Annotated in this window: 12 protein-coding genes and 1 pseudogene; 9 read left to right on the forward strand and 4 right to left on the reverse strand. The window is 61.1% G+C overall.

Going from position 1 to position 15,060, the window contains the following annotated elements; translation table 11 throughout:
• Positions 1-20 precede the first annotated feature (20 nt).
• Complete coding sequence (locus tag MHH62_RS25330) at positions 21-2,474, forward strand: TonB-dependent siderophore receptor (RefSeq protein WP_339232100.1); 2,454 nt, start codon at positions 21-23, stop codon at positions 2,472-2,474.
• A gap of 62 nt (positions 2,475-2,536) precedes the next feature.
• Here MHH62_RS25330 and MHH62_RS25335 read toward each other — a convergent pair whose 3' ends face one another.
• From MHH62_RS25335 to MHH62_RS25350, 4 genes are all read right to left on the reverse strand, one after another.
• Positions 2,537-3,061: a HipA domain-containing protein gene (locus tag MHH62_RS25335; protein WP_239688365.1), complete on the reverse strand. Its 525-nt coding sequence runs from the start codon at positions 3,059-3,061 to the stop codon at positions 2,537-2,539.
• Positions 3,062-3,129: 68 nt separating this feature from the next.
• Positions 3,130-3,489: a helix-turn-helix transcriptional regulator gene (locus MHH62_RS25340; protein WP_014716379.1), complete on the reverse strand. Its 360-nt coding sequence runs from the start codon at positions 3,487-3,489 to the stop codon at positions 3,130-3,132.
• 105 nt (positions 3,490-3,594) lie between these two features.
• Complete coding sequence (locus MHH62_RS25345; protein ID WP_038448399.1) at positions 3,595-4,299, reverse strand: DUF3142 domain-containing protein; 705 nt, start codon at positions 4,297-4,299, stop codon at positions 3,595-3,597.
• A complete protein-coding gene (locus MHH62_RS25350; RefSeq protein ID WP_336827197.1) occupies positions 4,296-6,458 on the reverse strand; it encodes an outer membrane assembly lipoprotein YfiO in 2,163 nt (720 codons plus the stop codon). The genes MHH62_RS25345 and MHH62_RS25350 overlap by 4 nt, the downstream gene beginning before the upstream one ends.
• Positions 6,459-6,639: 181 nt before the next feature.
• Here MHH62_RS25350 and MHH62_RS25355 point away from each other — a divergent pair, with 181 nt between their 5' ends.
• The 8 genes and pseudogenes from MHH62_RS25355 to MHH62_RS25390 all read left to right on the forward strand — a co-directional run bounded on the left by MHH62_RS25355 (position 6,640) and on the right by MHH62_RS25390 (position 15,055).
• Complete coding sequence (locus tag MHH62_RS25355) at positions 6,640-8,220, forward strand: glycosyltransferase family 39 protein (RefSeq protein ID WP_339232102.1); 1,581 nt, start codon at positions 6,640-6,642, stop codon at positions 8,218-8,220.
• Between the two features lie 32 nt (positions 8,221-8,252).
• Positions 8,253-8,498, forward strand: coding sequence for a DUF2789 domain-containing protein (locus MHH62_RS25360; RefSeq protein WP_014716383.1), 246 nt, complete (start codon positions 8,253-8,255; stop codon positions 8,496-8,498).
• 156 nt (positions 8,499-8,654) lie between these two features.
• A pseudogene (locus MHH62_RS25365) lies at positions 8,655-9,590 on the forward strand (Fic family protein); the annotation flags it as partial.
• A 438-nt stretch (positions 9,591-10,028) separates the two neighbouring features.
• Entirely contained in the window at positions 10,029-10,448 is a 420-nt protein-coding gene (locus MHH62_RS25370; RefSeq protein WP_003187465.1) for a MarR family transcriptional regulator, read from the forward strand.
• Positions 10,445-12,523 carry an FUSC family protein gene (locus tag MHH62_RS25375; protein ID WP_032902117.1) on the forward strand — a complete coding sequence of 693 codons (2,079 nt, stop codon included), beginning with the start codon at positions 10,445-10,447 and terminating at the stop codon, positions 12,521-12,523. Before MHH62_RS25370 ends, MHH62_RS25375 begins: the two co-directional genes overlap by 4 nt.
• Positions 12,520-12,729 carry a DUF1656 domain-containing protein gene (locus tag MHH62_RS25380; protein WP_003187469.1) on the forward strand — a complete coding sequence of 70 codons (210 nt, stop codon included), beginning with the start codon at positions 12,520-12,522 and terminating at the stop codon, positions 12,727-12,729. The genes MHH62_RS25375 and MHH62_RS25380 overlap by 4 nt, the downstream gene beginning before the upstream one ends.
• A complete protein-coding gene (locus tag MHH62_RS25385; protein ID WP_032902118.1) occupies positions 12,726-13,616 on the forward strand; it encodes an HlyD family secretion protein in 891 nt (296 codons plus the stop codon). Before MHH62_RS25380 ends, MHH62_RS25385 begins: the two co-directional genes overlap by 4 nt.
• The gene (locus MHH62_RS25390; RefSeq protein ID WP_339232104.1) at positions 13,613-15,055 is read left to right on the forward strand and encodes an efflux transporter outer membrane subunit; all 1,443 of its coding nucleotides are present in this window, start codon (positions 13,613-13,615) and stop codon (positions 15,053-15,055) included. The genes MHH62_RS25385 and MHH62_RS25390 overlap by 4 nt, the downstream gene beginning before the upstream one ends.
• Positions 15,056-15,060 lie beyond the last annotated feature (5 nt).

Here is a 15,060-nt window from a genome sequence, read left to right on the forward strand (position 1 = left end):
TTCTCACGGGGAGTCCTGCCATGTCGCACCACCCAATCCAACCTTTGGCCCGCGCGCTGCGTCGTGGCCTGTTTGCCGGCCTGCTGGCAACGGCTTCTGTACTGCCGAGCATGGTTCAAGCCGAAGAAAGCACCGAAGCGCTGCGCAGCTATGACATCCCTGCGGGCAGCCTCGACCAGGCGTTGAACCGTTTCGCCAGTGCCTCAGGCATCCTGCTGTCGGTTGACGCTTCGCTCACCGACGGCAAGCGCAGCGCCGGCTTGAAAGGGCGTTATGGCGTAGGGTCGGGGTTGCAGCGCTTGCTGGCGGGCAGCGGTTTGGCGGCTGTGCAGTCCCAGGGCGGTTGGTCGTTGCAGGCCCTTTCCGGCGACGGAGCCTTGCAGTTGGGCGCGACCCAGATCAGCGGCCGGCAGGCGCAGGAAAGCGCCTGGGGTCCGGTGGACGGTATTGTCGCCAAGCGCAGCGCCTCGGGCAGCAAGACTGACTCGGCGCTGGTGGAAATCCCCCAGACCATCAACGTGATCACCGCCGCCGAGATCAAGGCACGCGGCGCCCAGAGTGTCACCCAGGCGTTGCTCTACACCCCAGGCATGAGCGCCGGCGGTTTTGCCGACCGGGTCAAATTGTTCGATGAGCCGACGTCACGCGGCTTCTCGCCTACGCCGTTGTATCTTGACGGCTTGCACTTGCCCTACGGCGGCGGCAGCACAGGCGGTGCGTTGCAGATCGAGCCGTATTCCCTGGAACGCATCGAAGTGCTCAAAGGCCCGGCGTCAGTGCTTTACGGCCAGAACCAGCCGGGCGGCATCGTCAATATGGTCAGCAAGCGCCCCAGCGAAACCCCGATACACCAAGTGGTACTGGAAGCCGGTACCTACGAACACAAAAGCGCGGCCATCGACCTGAGCGGCCCGCTGGACGAGGAGGGCCAGTTTCTCTACCGCCTGACCGGCCTGGCGAATGACGCGCAAGACGAAATCAATTACGTCGAAAACAAGCGCCAGTTCATCGCCCCCAGCCTCACCTGGCGCCCCAACGACGACACCAGCCTGACCCTGTTCGCCCAATACCAGAAAGATAAAGGCGTGCCCGAAGCCCAAGGCCTGCCGGCGTCCGGCACGCTGTGGGACAACCCCAACGGCAAGATCAAGCGCGATGTGTTTATCGGCGAGCCGGGCGTCAACCAGTACAACCGCGAGCAATACGTGCTGGGTTACGAAGTTTCCCATCGCCTCAACGACATCTGGACCCTTAAGCAAAACGCCCGTTACGCCGAGGTCGACGACCGCTACACCGCGCCCTTGCACGGCTACCGTTTCGTCGCCAACCCAAACACCGGCGTGCAAGACCAGCGTTACCTGCAACGCTTCGGCGTGGACTGGTCGCAGACCAACAAAGTGTTCGGCGTGGACAGTATCGCCCAGGCCGAATTTGACACGGGCGCGCTGTCCCACACCTTCATCGTTGGCCTGGACTACTACCATTCCAACTCGCAGTTCCATGGCCTGTACGACCGCAACCCGCCGATCATTGACCTGTTCAAACCGGTGTACGGCCAGCCCTTGAACTTCGGCCAACCGTACCGCTGGGATCGCACCATCACCCAGACCGGCCTGTATCTGCAGGACCAGATCAAATTGGATAAATGGGTACTGGTACTCGGTGGCCGCTATGACTGGGCGAATGTGGTGAACAAGGAGCCGATACAGGACACCCGCTTTGCCAGCAAAGACCAGGCGTTCACCGGCCGTGCGGGCCTGGTGTACCTGTTCGATAACGGCTTGTCGCCCTTCGTCAGCTATTCGGAATCCTTCCTGCCGCTGGCCGGCACTGATGCGAACCGAAAACCCTTCGAACCCTCCACCGGCAAACAGTACGAAGTCGGCGTGAAGTTCCAGCCACCGGGCCAGAAGAGCTTCATCCAGGCTTCTGTGTACCAACTGGACCAGGAAAACGTGCTGACCACCAACCCGGTGGATACCACCTTCAGCACCCAAAGCGGCGCCCTGCGCTCGCGAGGTGTTGAACTGGAAGCCAAGGCCGTCTTGAGCGATGCCTGGGACGTGGTCGCCTCGGCTGCGCGCAATGACGTCAAATACACCAAGGACAACGATGGCCGCCAAGGTCGCCACCCGGCCGGCATCTCCCCACTCACCGCCTCGATGTGGGTCAACTACACCGTGCTCGGCGACACGCCCTTGGCAGGGTTGGGCGCGGGCTTGGGCGTGCGTTATGCCCGTCAAAGCCTGGGCGACGACTACGAAGGCGCTTTTAATGTGCCGTCCTACAGCGTCTACGATGCAAGCCTGAGCTACGACCTGGGCGCCTCGCCGCTCAAGCTCAAGGGCGTGAAACTGGCGATGAACGTGCAGAACCTCAGCAACAAGACCTACGTCTCGCAGTGCACCAGTGATTTGGATTGCTACTACGGGGAAGGACGCACGGTGGTGTCGAGCCTGACGTACGATTGGTAACTTAGCGTTTAGGTGATATTTGCTGCGGCGCGCACCCTTCAAGGGTGCGCTCTGTTGCCGCCCTACACCAGGTCCGCTGCAAATCGTGTACACACATTGGAAAGCATGCGTACCTCGGCACCGCTACAGCCTGCCGCTTCGAAAAAGCCGGAGGCTTCTCGCACGACGGCATACATATCCGTGACGATGGACCTTGCTTCATCCGCCCCCAACCCAAAGCGTTCAGGCGTACTCAGCAAATTACTGACAGACGATACCCGGCCTTCATTGCCGATGATGAGCGCCTGCAAGCCTAGTTGGGTAGGGTGGGGCAACACGTCAAATACTGGCGCAAGGGAATAGCCCGAGGCGCTGGTCAGCAGCAGCCCGGTTTGTTTCAGGTGGTCGTCGCTATTGCCGATGAGCACATTGAAGGCCATGCGCTTGTAAAGCTCACGCATATCAAACGTTGCATCGTCGCTGACCTTCTTCAAAACGTCTGCGATCCTGTAATAGGAAACGGCACTTTCAACCGCGTCGACGCGGGTCAATCGCAAATGCGTCGGGCCGCGCGAGCCAACTGTTGGCGTAGCGAAAAACGAATCCATTCCCATGCATGGCCACTTCGCCAACAGGGACCGGGTCACCGACTAAGTGAGCTGAAAAAACAAAGGCATTACCAATCGGCTTCCAGGACATCGTGTTCTCCTTCAGTGCGAATGCGCTCAGGCTCACGGGCGAGGCTCATGGTAATCCCAACCTGGTCAAGTTCTGGTGACGCAATGCTCGCCATACCTTCTTCCAAGTCCATCGCGCTAAGCACATTCATCAGCACGCCGAGGGATACGCCGGCCTCGCCCTGCCTCAGCCGCTGATACGTCTGCCGCGTAATGCCCGCGCGGCTGCATATGGTGGAAATTTTCAACCGGCGACGAATGCGGGCTATTTCGATACCGTTCCCGATACCTCTCATCAGCTCAGCGCTTCTCTCAGAGATGTACCCTTTGTGCGGGTAGGGCTTCGCTGTTTCTTGCATGATATATCACCCTTTAAAGCAATAAAGGTAACTTATATCATCCAAGCCTCTAAGGCCACCTGCAAAAAACCGGCTCGAGGCCGGCTTTTTGCAGGGTTGGAAGAATCAAAGGTTTTGCAAAAACACCACATACCCCCGAAACCACTCATCGGCCCCCAGATACCCCGGCTCTTGCCACTCCCCGCCCTGAATCAAGCCAATCTTGAACGGCACGCCCAGCCGATTCATCCGCGGCAAATACGCGGCATAGTCAGGGATGCTGTGACGCCCTTGATACGTCTGCACCACCACTTCATCCACCACGCCCTTGAGTTGGGCGATAGCGGCCGGGTCGGCGTTGCTGCTCCAGTCCATCAGGCCGGTGATGCTCAACCGCAGGTCGGCAGGCAGGCGCTGGCGCAGGTCGCGCAGAAAATCGGCGTATTCGTGCAGATATTGGGTGCGGGCGTCGAAGTCGATCTGGATGCCGATCACCGGGTTGCCGGCGTCACGCCAGCGTTGCACCTGGCCCAGCACCTGGGTGTAGACCCGTTCCGGCCAGCGCAAGGTGTGGGCGCGGTACACCACCCAGACGTGGCCTTGAGTAATACGCGGCACGCTCATGCCCTGGGCGATCAATTGCACGCCGCGCTGGGGCGCGCGACGAGTGGAGTTGATCTGGCCTTGCAGGATGTACAAGGTTTTTGCCTGCTTGATCACCGGCTGAGGCTCGACGCCACTCCACAGCCAAAAGGCGTCATAGTCGCGGGCGTCCACGGCACCAAAAGCCGGGCTTGCCAGCAACAGCAAGCCCAGCCACAGCGGCTTCACCAGTAGTACTGCAGCGATTTGCCCCACTGGGTATCGGCAAAACCGCTCTTGAGTTGGCGGAACCAGGCTTTGCGCACCGCCGGCGCCACGTCTTCGCCGCCGCAGCTGTTGTAGCCGGCCGGCGCGTAGCAGTTGATGGCGCGGAACAGCGCATAAGCCTTGTCGGTTTTCGGCGCCTTGGCGTTGGCGATCACCTGTTTGTAGCCGTCCAGGCGCGAGAAGGTTTCACCCTTGAAGTCCGAGGCGGTACTGCCCAGGCTGCCGGCGGCGCGGGGTTGTTCCAACGGCATGCCGTCCAGGCCGTTGCGCAGGATGAACTCACCGAAGCAGTTCAACGCATGCGGGTTTTTGGCCTCGTTCTGCAAGGTCGCCGCGATTTGCGCGATGCTTGGGCAGGCGTAGCCGGATTCGGCCTTGTCTCCGTTCCATTGGAACAGCTTCAAGGTCTGGCCACTGGTATAGGTGTAGCCCAGGCTGGTGCCGAGTTTGTCGTCAGAGAACGAGGCCTGCTTGAGGTCATCGGCGAAGGTGGCGTACTGGCCGCGCAGCAGGTCTTTGTAGAGGAGCACGAATTGCGCGCTCTGACGCTCGGTCGGGTCGCTTGCGTTGGCGATCTGCTGGCGCAGCAGGTCGGGGCCTGCGACGTTACGCAGCAGGATGTAGCGCACTTGCTTGGCGCTGATCGGTGAGTCGGCGGCGAACACCTTGGCCAATTGGCCGCTGCGCTCGTAGTTCATGGCCAATGCCAGCTCGAGCTGGTCACGTTGCAGCGGTTGCTTGGCCAGCGGCAGCAGTTGCAGCCACAGGGCTTCGGCGGCCTTCCAGTCCTGCTTGGCTTCCAGAGCCAGGGCGCGCAGGGTCTGTTGGCTGAAGGCGAAGTAATCCAGGCTCGACGGCACATCCGCCGGCAGGTGCTTCAAGGCCGCGTCGGGTTGGTGTTCGACGTACAGGGCATAGCTGGCTTGCAGGAAGTCAAAAAGCGCCGGCTCACTGGCGAAGGTGCTCTTTTGCTTATCCAGGTCTTCACGGCTCAACAGCGGCGGGGTGTGGGCGCGCATCGCCATCAGGTCGCTGACCACTTGCAGCATCGGGCTGTTCGCCGCTTTATTGCCGACCATCAGCAACTTGAGGTCGGCCTCTTCCACCAGTTCGTCCACGCTCACATTGCGCTGGGCCTCAGTGGCCTCGGTGAACTGCCAAGTGAAGTCTTCGGCAAGCCTGGCGTCGTCGTTCGCCAGCCAGTGCACACGGCGCAACAGGCCACGGGCCGATGCAACGTAATCGCCCTGTGGATAATGTTTCAGGTAACTGAGAAAACCTTCTTCGGCATCGCTCAAGGCCGACTTATCCACATGCTCGCGTTGCGGCATGCCGTATTCGTCGAAGGCTTCGGCCTGGGCCTGATTCAGTGAAGTACGCGCAGTCATGTACAGCGCCGTTTCCTTCAGCCACGGCACATCGCTGGTGGCGGCGGCGGCGAACCCGCGCTCGGCGTAATCGAAGCGCCCGCTGTAGAAGTCGCCGGCGGCCTGCAAATAGGTGCGAAACAACTGGGCGTTGGCCGAGGGGGTCAACTGCGCGTCCACGACCTGGCGGCTCCAGTCACAGGTGGTCAGCAGCTGCAGGCGTGCTTTTACCAACACATCGCGCTCGGCGGGCGGCATCTGGGCCTTGATCACCTGGCTGATAAACGCCGTGGCGCTGTCATCGTCATTGCTGCGGCAACGGCTGCCTTCGCCATTCAGGAAGGCCTGGCCTGCGGTCTTGTACTCCTCGCGCTTGATGCCCAGGGGCTGGAGCAGCGTGTCGAGTTCGGCTGTGCGTGAATCGTCAGCCTTGTTGTCAGGCTCCTCATTCGTGGCCGGAACCGGCACCAGGCGGTACACCGGAAACGGCACCGGGCCAAAGCCTTGCGCCAAATCGTCTTCGCCCAAGGCATTCGGAGCCAGGGGCGCAGCTTTTTTGTCGGCCAGCAACAGACGCAGGTTCACCCGGCTGTCGTTGCCAGGGCTGAGAAACGGCTGGTTGCTGCACGGCTCGTAGCTGTCACGCGATACCCGCCAATCGGGGTAACACGAGTCGTCAGAGCTGGCCTGGGCCGGTAGGGAAAAACCGGCCAACAGGGCCAGGGCCAGAGGTGACAGCAAACCGATGCGCATAACGTTTCCTTGATCCTGAGTCCTTGGAGAAGGGGCAATAATAGCCTGATCCGACGAGTGCTTCGGTGAAGGCCTACACAAATTGCTGATTTGTCCGATTCCAGCGGCGAGGCCAGGGCTTTTGGCCTAGAGTGGCGGTGTTTGCGCATAGGCAAGCAGGGTCATGCCGGGAGAATTTGAGGTGCGTCGGTCTGTGGTAGAGCAAAACGAAACAGTTGGGGCATTGCCTGCCTTGCATCGCTCGACCTGGGAAGGTGCCGGCTGGCTCAGCCGTCTGTGGTGGGTGCCGATCCTGGCGCTGGCCATGGCCCTGCGGTTTTACCACCTCACCTCGGCGGCGATCTGGGGCGACGAAGGCTCAAGCCTGTTACTGAGCGAATACGCCCTGGCCGACCTGTGGTTTCACGCGGCCCATGATGTGCACCCACCGCTGTATTTCTTGCTGCTGCGCGGTTGGATCGAAGTATTCGGCGACAGCATCGGCTCAATTCGCAGCCTGAGTGCAATCCCCGGCGTGGCCGTCGTGGGCCTGGGCATCTGGCTGACACGGCAACTGTCCACCCGACGCGCAGCCGTGCTGGCGGGGATCCTGTTGGCGCTGCTGCCGACCGCAGTGCGCTACAGCCAGGAAGTGCGCATGTATTCGCTGCTGGGCGTGTGGCTACTGGGCGCCACGCTGGCCCTGGTGTACTGGGTGAAGCAGCCCGAGCGCGTGCGTTATTTGGCTGTGTATGTGCTGTTAATGAGCGCCGCGTTCTATACCCACTACTTCACCGCGCTGTGCGTGCTGGTGCATTGGGCGTACCTGGGATTGCAGGCGCCAGCTCAACGCCTGATCACGCGACCTGCCTGGTGGGTCGCTAACGTAGCGATAGTGTTGTTGTATCTGCCCTGGCTACCCAACCTGCTGGATTTGGTGCAGCACGTCGAACAGCTCAAAGTCGGCGGCGACATTGGTTGGGAAGAGCCGGTCAATCTACTGTCGCTGCCATCGATGGTCTGGCAGTTCCTGTTGCAGGATGACGGTCTCGGCCTGTGGCCGCCGCTGTTCTGGCTGTTCCCCCTGCTGCTCGCCGGGGTGGTTGTATCGACGGCCTGGCGCAACCACGCGGCGCGCCTGCCGGCACTGTTTTGCCTGCTGCCGCTGCTGCTGGTCTATGGCGTGTCCTTTATCTCGCCCGTGTTTATCGAGCGCTACCTCACGGTGTATGCGTTAGGCCTGCCGATAGTCCTGGCGCTTGCCATCGACCGTTTGCCGCTCCGTTTGTGCTGGCTGGGCGTGGCGTTGTTCGCACTGTTTGTTGGCGTAGAACTGTTGGGGCTAAAGAACAACTTCGAAGTGGATGAGCACGACCAGTTCAACGTGCCGGTGGAGTTCGTCAATCGCAACTACCAGGAAGGCGACCGCATCGTCCTGAGTGACATGATGTGGTACCTCAGCTACGTGTATTACGACCAGACCGACGCGCAACTGCAGCTCTTCACACCGCCCAAACCCGACGGCACCGCGACGCGCCCGAACGCCTATGGTTTCGGCACACTGGTGGACCAGGACGGTGGCCGCATCTATCTGGACCGCCTCTCAGCACTGCCTGCTCAAACGCGGCGGGTATGGTTGATCAGCAGCAACGAAGCCCCAGATGAATTCGCGCCACTGCCCAACGGCTGGCGCGAGCTCAGTCGCCAGGACGGCGGTGGCGCCAGGGCGCGGTTGTTCGTGCTATGCAACGCACCGGCGCCGCAACCTGAAGGCTGCCGCTAGACTCACTTGAACCTACTTATGAGGAGCCTTTCATGGAATCGCCACTGCACAGCTTGCCGGCTTTGTTCAAACAGCTTGGCCTGCCGGACGACCCGGTCAGCATTGAGCAATTTGTCGCCTCTCATTCGCCGCTCAAGCCGGAGTTGAAACTGGCGGATGCGTTTTTTTGGAGCGACGCCCAGAAGACATTTTTGCGTGAAGAGATTCTGGAGGATGCGGATTGGGCGGTGGTGGTGGATGAGTTGAATTTGATGTTGCGGGGTGGGCGAGGGGTGTAAAAAAATATCCCAAGAAATGCGAGTATGTAAAAAAAATGGTGAGCGGTAAAAAAAACTGGGCTTTAATCGCTTAAGTGAATTTTTTCTGGAAAAGCTTGCCCTGCCAACAGTCGGATACGCTCATCTGTGTGAGGCGCTCGATCTAAAGGTTATCGCACCCTCCCTCCCGAAATGATGGACCGCGCCATCCAGTGGGCTTACCTGCACGAAACCCGCGATTCATTTGCCATCGAAAAAGAACAACCCAGCGAAGAAAAATCTCGTCGCCTCGTTCAACTCCTGCGCCAGGCCCACGAAGGCCGTTTGCTCACCGAAGACTACTTGGTCGAGCTGCAAAACAGCACAGTCTCCAACCCCTTCGACAAAGCCGTCGCGTTTCGCCACGAACAGAACCATCTGCATAACGGGCTGCGCGGCGCAGCCGGTGTGAGCTACGTACCGCCAACCCCCGCGCTTTGCCAGGAATCGATGGAAGAGCTGATGGCCTTCGCCAACCAGCCCGTACGAGACGTCGATCCTTTGGTTGCGGCCGCGGTCACCGCTTTCGGTTTCGTCTTCCTGCACCCGTTCATGGACGGTAATGGGCGCCTGTCTCGCTTCCTGATTCACCAGACGCTTTGCCACTACGGCGCACTGGAAAATGGTTTGCTGCTACCGGTTTCTGTCGCCATGAAGCATGAAGAACAAGCCTACCTGCAAGCGCTGAAAACCTTTTCCCAGCCAACCCGTGAGTTCTGGAACGTCACCTGGCTGGATGCGGACCACATGGCGTTCGACTTCATCGGCCACCCCTCGATCTATCGCTACTGGGATGCGACCCGCTGCGTCGAATTCACCCTGCAAATGGCCCGCCGAGCCCTGGAAGTGGAACTGCGCGAAGAAACCGAACTCCTCGACCGTTATGACCAAGTGATCAAAGCAGTGAACCAACGCTACGACGTGCGTGGCAGTGATTTGTCGAAGCTGGTGATGATGTGCCTGGATAACGGTGGGAAGCTTTCCAAGCATCGGCGTAAGCAGTTTCAATACAGCGTGGCGGATGAGGTGTTTGGGTTTATTGAGGAGGAGAGCTTGAGGTTGATGGGCGAGTAAGAGGTGATCCAGACACTTCGTGAAAAGATGGGAAACGTCCTATTTCTCTAGGTGAAACGGACTATAGATGCAGCAGACGTTTTTTCTTATCAAAGGGATATCGCCTATTGATGAGTGGGTGCGACTAATTCCGCGTGGAAGACTACGTCGTCTGGGCGGGCAGGCTGAGCAGCAAGCATGAAGCCGACGCTGACCTAATGTGGGAGCGGGCTTGCCCGCGAAGGCGGCGTGTCAGTCACTGAATATTCAACTGAACCACCGCTTTCGCAGGCAAGCCAGCTCCCACATTTTGTTTGTTGCATGGCGAACGCGCATCCCACCACTCATCTGCGAAATTGTTTCAAAACTTGACGGCAAACCCTTCCTCCACCATATTGATAGTTAGCAAACTAACTGTATGCGAACTATCCAGTGCCTCAATCCCTCGAACAACTCCAGATGAGCCTCAGCAGCAGCATGGTGGTGGGCGCCCGTAATTGGCGCAAAATCTGCCAGACCACGCTGGTGAGCTATGGCATCTCCGAAGCCTGCGCCGTGCCGTTGTTGATGATCGGCCGCTTGGGCGACGGGGTACACCAGGTCAAAGTAGCCCAGGCTTCCGGTATGGAAAGCCCATCACTGGTGCGCCTGCTCGACCGGCTGTGCGGTGACGGCTACGTCTGCCGCACCGAAGACATCCACGACCGCCGCGCCAAAGCCCTGAGCCTTACCGAGCGTGGCCGTGAGTTGGTGCAGGCGGTGGAAGCGCAACTGGTGCGCCTGCGCAAAGACGTGTTGGCAGATATCGCCCCTGACGATCTGCAAGCCGCACTGCGCGTACTGCGCGCCTTCGAAGCGGCTGAGGCTGTGTCGTCTTGAACGGATTTTTTACCGGCTTCCCGCCTGCCCGCGATTGGTTCTACGGGGTGCGTACCTTCGCCGCGTCGATGATCGCGCTGTACATCGCCATGCTCATGCAAATGCCGCGTCCGTACTGGGCGATGGCCACGGTGTATATCGTCTCCAGCCCGTTTGTCGGCCCAACCAGTTCCAAAGCCCTGTACCGCGCCATCGGCACCCTGATGGGTGCGGCGGCGGCGGTGCTGTTTGTGCCGATGTTCGTGCAGTCACCCTACATTCTGGTGGTGGTGATTGCGCTGTGGACGGGCACCTTGCTGTTCTTGTCCATGCACCTGCGCACCGCGAATAACTATGCCCTGATGCTGGCCGGCTACACCTTGCCGCTGATTGCCCTGCCGGTGGTGGATAACCCTTTGGCGGTCTGGGATGTGGCGGAGGCGCGTACCGAAGAAATCTTCCTCGGCATTGCGGTCGCGGCGGTGGTGGGCGCGATGTTCTGGCCCCGGCGCCTGATGCCGGTGTTCGATGGCTCGGTGGCCAAGTGGTTCAGCGACGCCCAGGTCTACAGCCAGCGCTTTCTCAGCCGCAAGGTCGACCCCGAAGAAGTCAGCAACCTGCGCGGCGGCATGGTCGCCACTTTCAATACCCTCGAATTGATGATCGGCCAACTGCCCCACGAAGGCGCGCGCCCGCAGACAGTACGCAACACCAAGGAACTGCGCGGGCGCATGATTCACCTGCTGCCAGTGATCGACGCTCTGGATGATGCGGTGTACGCCATCGAGCACCGTGCGCCGGAGTTTCTCGACCAGCTCACGCCGTTATTGGAAGCGGCCAACGCCTGGCTGCAAAGCACTACCGAACAAGCGCCCCTGGAACGCTGGCGCGTATTGCGTGACAAGATCGACGCCGCCCAACCCCAAGGCGAAGCGCTGGATGACCGTCACACCTTGCTGTTCTCCAACGCCCTGTACCGCCTGGGCGAATGGGTCGATTTGTGGCAAGACTGCCGCAGCCTGCAAGCCGCCATCCAATGTGAAAGTCAGGACACCTGGCGCGCCGTTTACCGGCACTGGCGCCTGGGCCGGCTCACGCCGTTCCTCGACCGTGGGCTGATGTTCTACTCGGCGTTTTCCACCGTCACCGCAATCATCGTCGCCTCGGTATTGTGGATTCTGTTGGGCTGGACCGACGGCGGCAGCGCCGTGATCCTTGCCGCTGTGGCGTGCAGCTTTTTCGCCTCGATGGACGACCCTGCACCGCAGATCTATCGGTTCTTTTTCTGGACCGCCATGTCGGTGCTGTTCGCCAGCCTGTATCTGTTTCTGGTGCTGCCCAACCTGCATGATTTCCCCATGCTGGTGCTGGCCTTCGCCGTGCCGTTTATTTGCATCGGTACCCTCACGGTGCAGCCACGGTTTTACCTGGGCATGTTGCTGACGCTGGTGAACACCTCATCGTTCATCAGCATCCAGGGCGCTTATGACGCGGACTTTCTCAACTTCGCCAACGTCAACCTGGCCGGGCCCGTGGGTCTGCTGTTCGCGTTCGTTTGGACCTTGATCGCCCGACCCTTCGGCGCCGAACTGGCGGCCAAGCGCCTCACCCGTTTCAGCTGGCGCGACATCGTCAGCCTCACCGAGCCCGCCACCCTGGCCGAGCACCGGCACATGGCCGTACAAATGCTCGACCGCCTGATGCAACACCTGCCGCGCCTGGCGCTCACCGGCCAGGACACTGGCATCGCCCTGCGCGACTTGCGCGTGGCTTTGAACCTGCTCGATCTGCTGGCCTACTCGCCGCGCATCCTCGGTGTGCCACGGGTGTTGCTCAACCAGGTGGTGGAAGGCGTGGGCGGTTACTTCAAGGCCTGCCTGAAGGCGGGTGAACGCTTGCCCGCGCCCAGCGGTCTGCTGATGACCCTGGACCGCACGCGTCGCGCCCTCAACGGCCAGGGCCTGCAAGACGAAGACGACACCCGCCTGCACCTGCTGCACGCCTTGGCCGGCCTGCGCCTGGCGCTGTTGCCCGGGGTGGAGTTCATTGGCGGTACAGAAATGGAAGCGCCGTTACCTGATGGAGCGCCTTTATGATCGGTGACCTGGATATCAGCGGGGTATTCCTGCCCACGCTGCTGGTGCTGATGGGCATTACTTATGTGTTGTTTCTGGTGGTGCACGGGCTGTTGACGCGCATGCACTTCTATCGCCTGGTCTGGCACCGGGCATTGTTCAATGTGGGGCTCTACGCGCTGTTGCTGGGCGCGGTGGACTCACTCAGTCGATATTTGATGACATGAAAAAACCTTTTTTGACTATCGGCCGTGTCGTCCTGACGTTGTTGATCGTGAGTTTCGCGGTCGTCGTTGTGTGGCGCATGGTCATGTACTACATGTTTGCGCCCTGGACCCGTGACGGCCACATCCGTGCCGACATCGTGCAGATCGCCCCGGACGTGTCCGGGCTGATCCAGCGCGTGGACGTGCGCGACAACCAGTTGGTGACCAAGGGCCAGGTGCTCTTCGCCGTCGACCAGGACCGCTTCAAGCTGGCCCTGCGCCAAGCCCAGGCCGCCGTGGCCGACCGCCAGGAAACCCTGGCCCAGGCCCAGCGCGAGTACAAGCGTAACCGGGGCCTTGGCAACCTGGTGCCCAGCGAGCAACTGGAAGAGAGCCAGTCCCGCGTCGCCCGCGCCCAATCGGCCCTGGCCGAAGCCCAAGTGACAGTCGACTCCGCCCAACTCAACCTCGACCGCTCGGTGATTCGCAGCCCCGTGGACGGCTACGTCAACGACCGCGCACCGCGTACCCAGGAGTTCGTCACCGCCGGGCGCCCGGTGCTATCGGTGGTGGACAGCAATTCCTTCCACATCGACGGCTATTTCGAAGAGACCAAGCTCGACGGCATTCACGTAGGCATGGGTGTGGATATCCGTGTGATCGGCGACAACGCGCGCCTGCATGGCCACGTGCAGAGTATCGTCGCCGGTATCGAAGACCGCGACCGCAGCAGCGGCTCCAATCTGTTGCCCAACGTTAACCCGGCGTTCAGTTGGGTGCGCCTGGCCCAGCGGATCCCCGTGCGCATTGCCTTCGATGACGTGCCGGCGGACTTTCGCATGATCGCCGGGCGCACGGCGACGGTGTCGATCATTGACGACAAAGTTGAAGACGGGGGCAAACCATGAAGCGGCTTCTGGCAACCGCTTCCCTGGGGTTGTTGCTGTCGGCCTGCCAAGTAGTAGGCCCGGATTACAAACTGCCGGAGCAGGCTGCGGTCAACCGTGGCGACCTTCAAGGGCCGATCATGGGCGAAGGCAAAAATGTAGTCTCGGCGCCAGTGCCAGCGGATTGGTGGAAGCTGTACAAAGACCCGCGCCTGGACGAACTGGTGCGCCAGGCCATGGCCTCCAACACCGACCTGCGCGTGGCCGCCGCCAATCTGCAGCGCTCGCGTTATCAGGTGCAGCAGGCCGAATCCGCTGGCGGCTGGAGTGCCGGCGTCAAGGCCGAGGCCCAGCGTTTGCAGGAGTCTGGAGAGGCCTTCTTGCTGCCGGACAAAGTCCCGGTGGGCAATATCGGTAGCGTCGGGATTACCACGTCCTATCAATTCGACCTGTTCGGCACCTTGCAGCGTGGCATCGAGAGCGCCCAGGCCAGCGCCGACGCCACCCAGGCTGCGGCGGATATCGCCCGCATCACCCTGGTGGCCGATGTGGTGCGCTCCTATACCCAGGTGTGCGCGGTCAACGAAGAGCTGGCGATTGCCAACGAGTCCCTCGACCTGCAAGCCCAGAGCACCAAACTGACCCAGCGCCTGCGGGATGCCGGGCGAGGCGACGAAACCCAGGTGACTCGCTCGCAAACCCAATACAAATCCCTGCGCGCCGACATACCGCGCTATGAAGCCTCGCGTCAGGCGGCGCTGTTTCGGCTGTCGATGTTGCTGGCCAAACCGGTCGACCAACTGCCAGCCGGCACGGGCACCTGCGCTGAGCTGCCGCATATCGCTCAACTGCTGCCGGTAGGCGATGGCGCCACGCTGCTCAAGCGCCGCCCTGATGTGCGCCAGGCCGAACGCCAGCTGGCCGCCGCCACCGCACGCATCGGCGTGGCGACCGGCGCGTTGTACCCGGACATCAGCATCGGCGCCACGGTAGGCACCGTGGGCCTGCTGGAAAACCTCGGCACGCCTGCCACTAATCGCTGGGGCTTTGGCCCAATGATCAGCTGGACTGTACCGACCAACGGCGCCCGCGCCCGCGTGCATGAAGCCGAAGCCGCGACCCAGGGAGCCCTGGCCCACTTCGACGGCGTGGTGCTCAACGCCATCCGCGAAACCCAGACCGGCCTGGCCCAATACACCGCCGTGTTGCAACGCCGCGACGCCCTGGCCGACGCCGAACAGTCGGCCCGAGAAGCGGCGGGCCAGACCCACCGCTTCTTTCAGGCCGGCCGCGAATCCTTCCTGGCCGACCTGCAAGCCACGCGCACCTACACCGATATGCGTGCGCAATTGGCGGCGGCCAACACCCAGGTTGCCATGAGCCAGATCGACCTGTTCCTGGCCCTGGGCGGCGGTTGGGAAAGCGGACGAACGCAAGGGCAAAAACCCGGCAAACCGTGAGGTGA

The sequence above is a fragment of the Pseudomonas sp. FSL L8-0168 genome (assembly GCF_037976155.1).
Taxonomy (GTDB): Bacteria; Pseudomonadota; Gammaproteobacteria; order Pseudomonadales; family Pseudomonadaceae; genus Aquipseudomonas; species Aquipseudomonas paracarnis.

Bases quoted from the DNA above. Each gene is read 5' to 3' on its own strand.
- MHH62_RS25340 (WP_014716379.1), bottom strand. From the start codon at position 3,489: ATGCAAGAAACAGCGAAGCCCTACCCGCACAAAGGGTACATCTCTGAG.
- MHH62_RS25350 (WP_336827197.1), bottom strand. From the start codon at position 6,458: ATGCGCATCGGTTTGCTGTCACCTCTGGCCCTGGCCCTGTTGGCCGGT.
- MHH62_RS25360 (WP_014716383.1), top strand. From the start codon at position 8,253: ATGGAATCGCCACTGCACAGCTTGCCGGCTTTGTTCAAACAGCTTGGC.
- MHH62_RS25380 (WP_003187469.1), top strand. From the start codon at position 12,520: ATGATCGGTGACCTGGATATCAGCGGGGTATTCCTGCCCACGCTGCTG.
- MHH62_RS25370 (WP_003187465.1), top strand. From the start codon at position 10,029: ATGAGCCTCAGCAGCAGCATGGTGGTGGGCGCCCGTAATTGGCGCAAA.
- MHH62_RS25330 (WP_339232100.1), top strand. From the start codon at position 21: ATGTCGCACCACCCAATCCAACCTTTGGCCCGCGCGCTGCGTCGTGGC.
- MHH62_RS25335 (WP_239688365.1), bottom strand. From the start codon at position 3,061: ATGGATTCGTTTTTCGCTACGCCAACAGTTGGCTCGCGCGGCCCGACG.
- MHH62_RS25390 (WP_339232104.1), top strand. From the start codon at position 13,613: ATGAAGCGGCTTCTGGCAACCGCTTCCCTGGGGTTGTTGCTGTCGGCC.
- MHH62_RS25385 (WP_032902118.1), top strand. From the start codon at position 12,726: ATGAAAAAACCTTTTTTGACTATCGGCCGTGTCGTCCTGACGTTGTTG.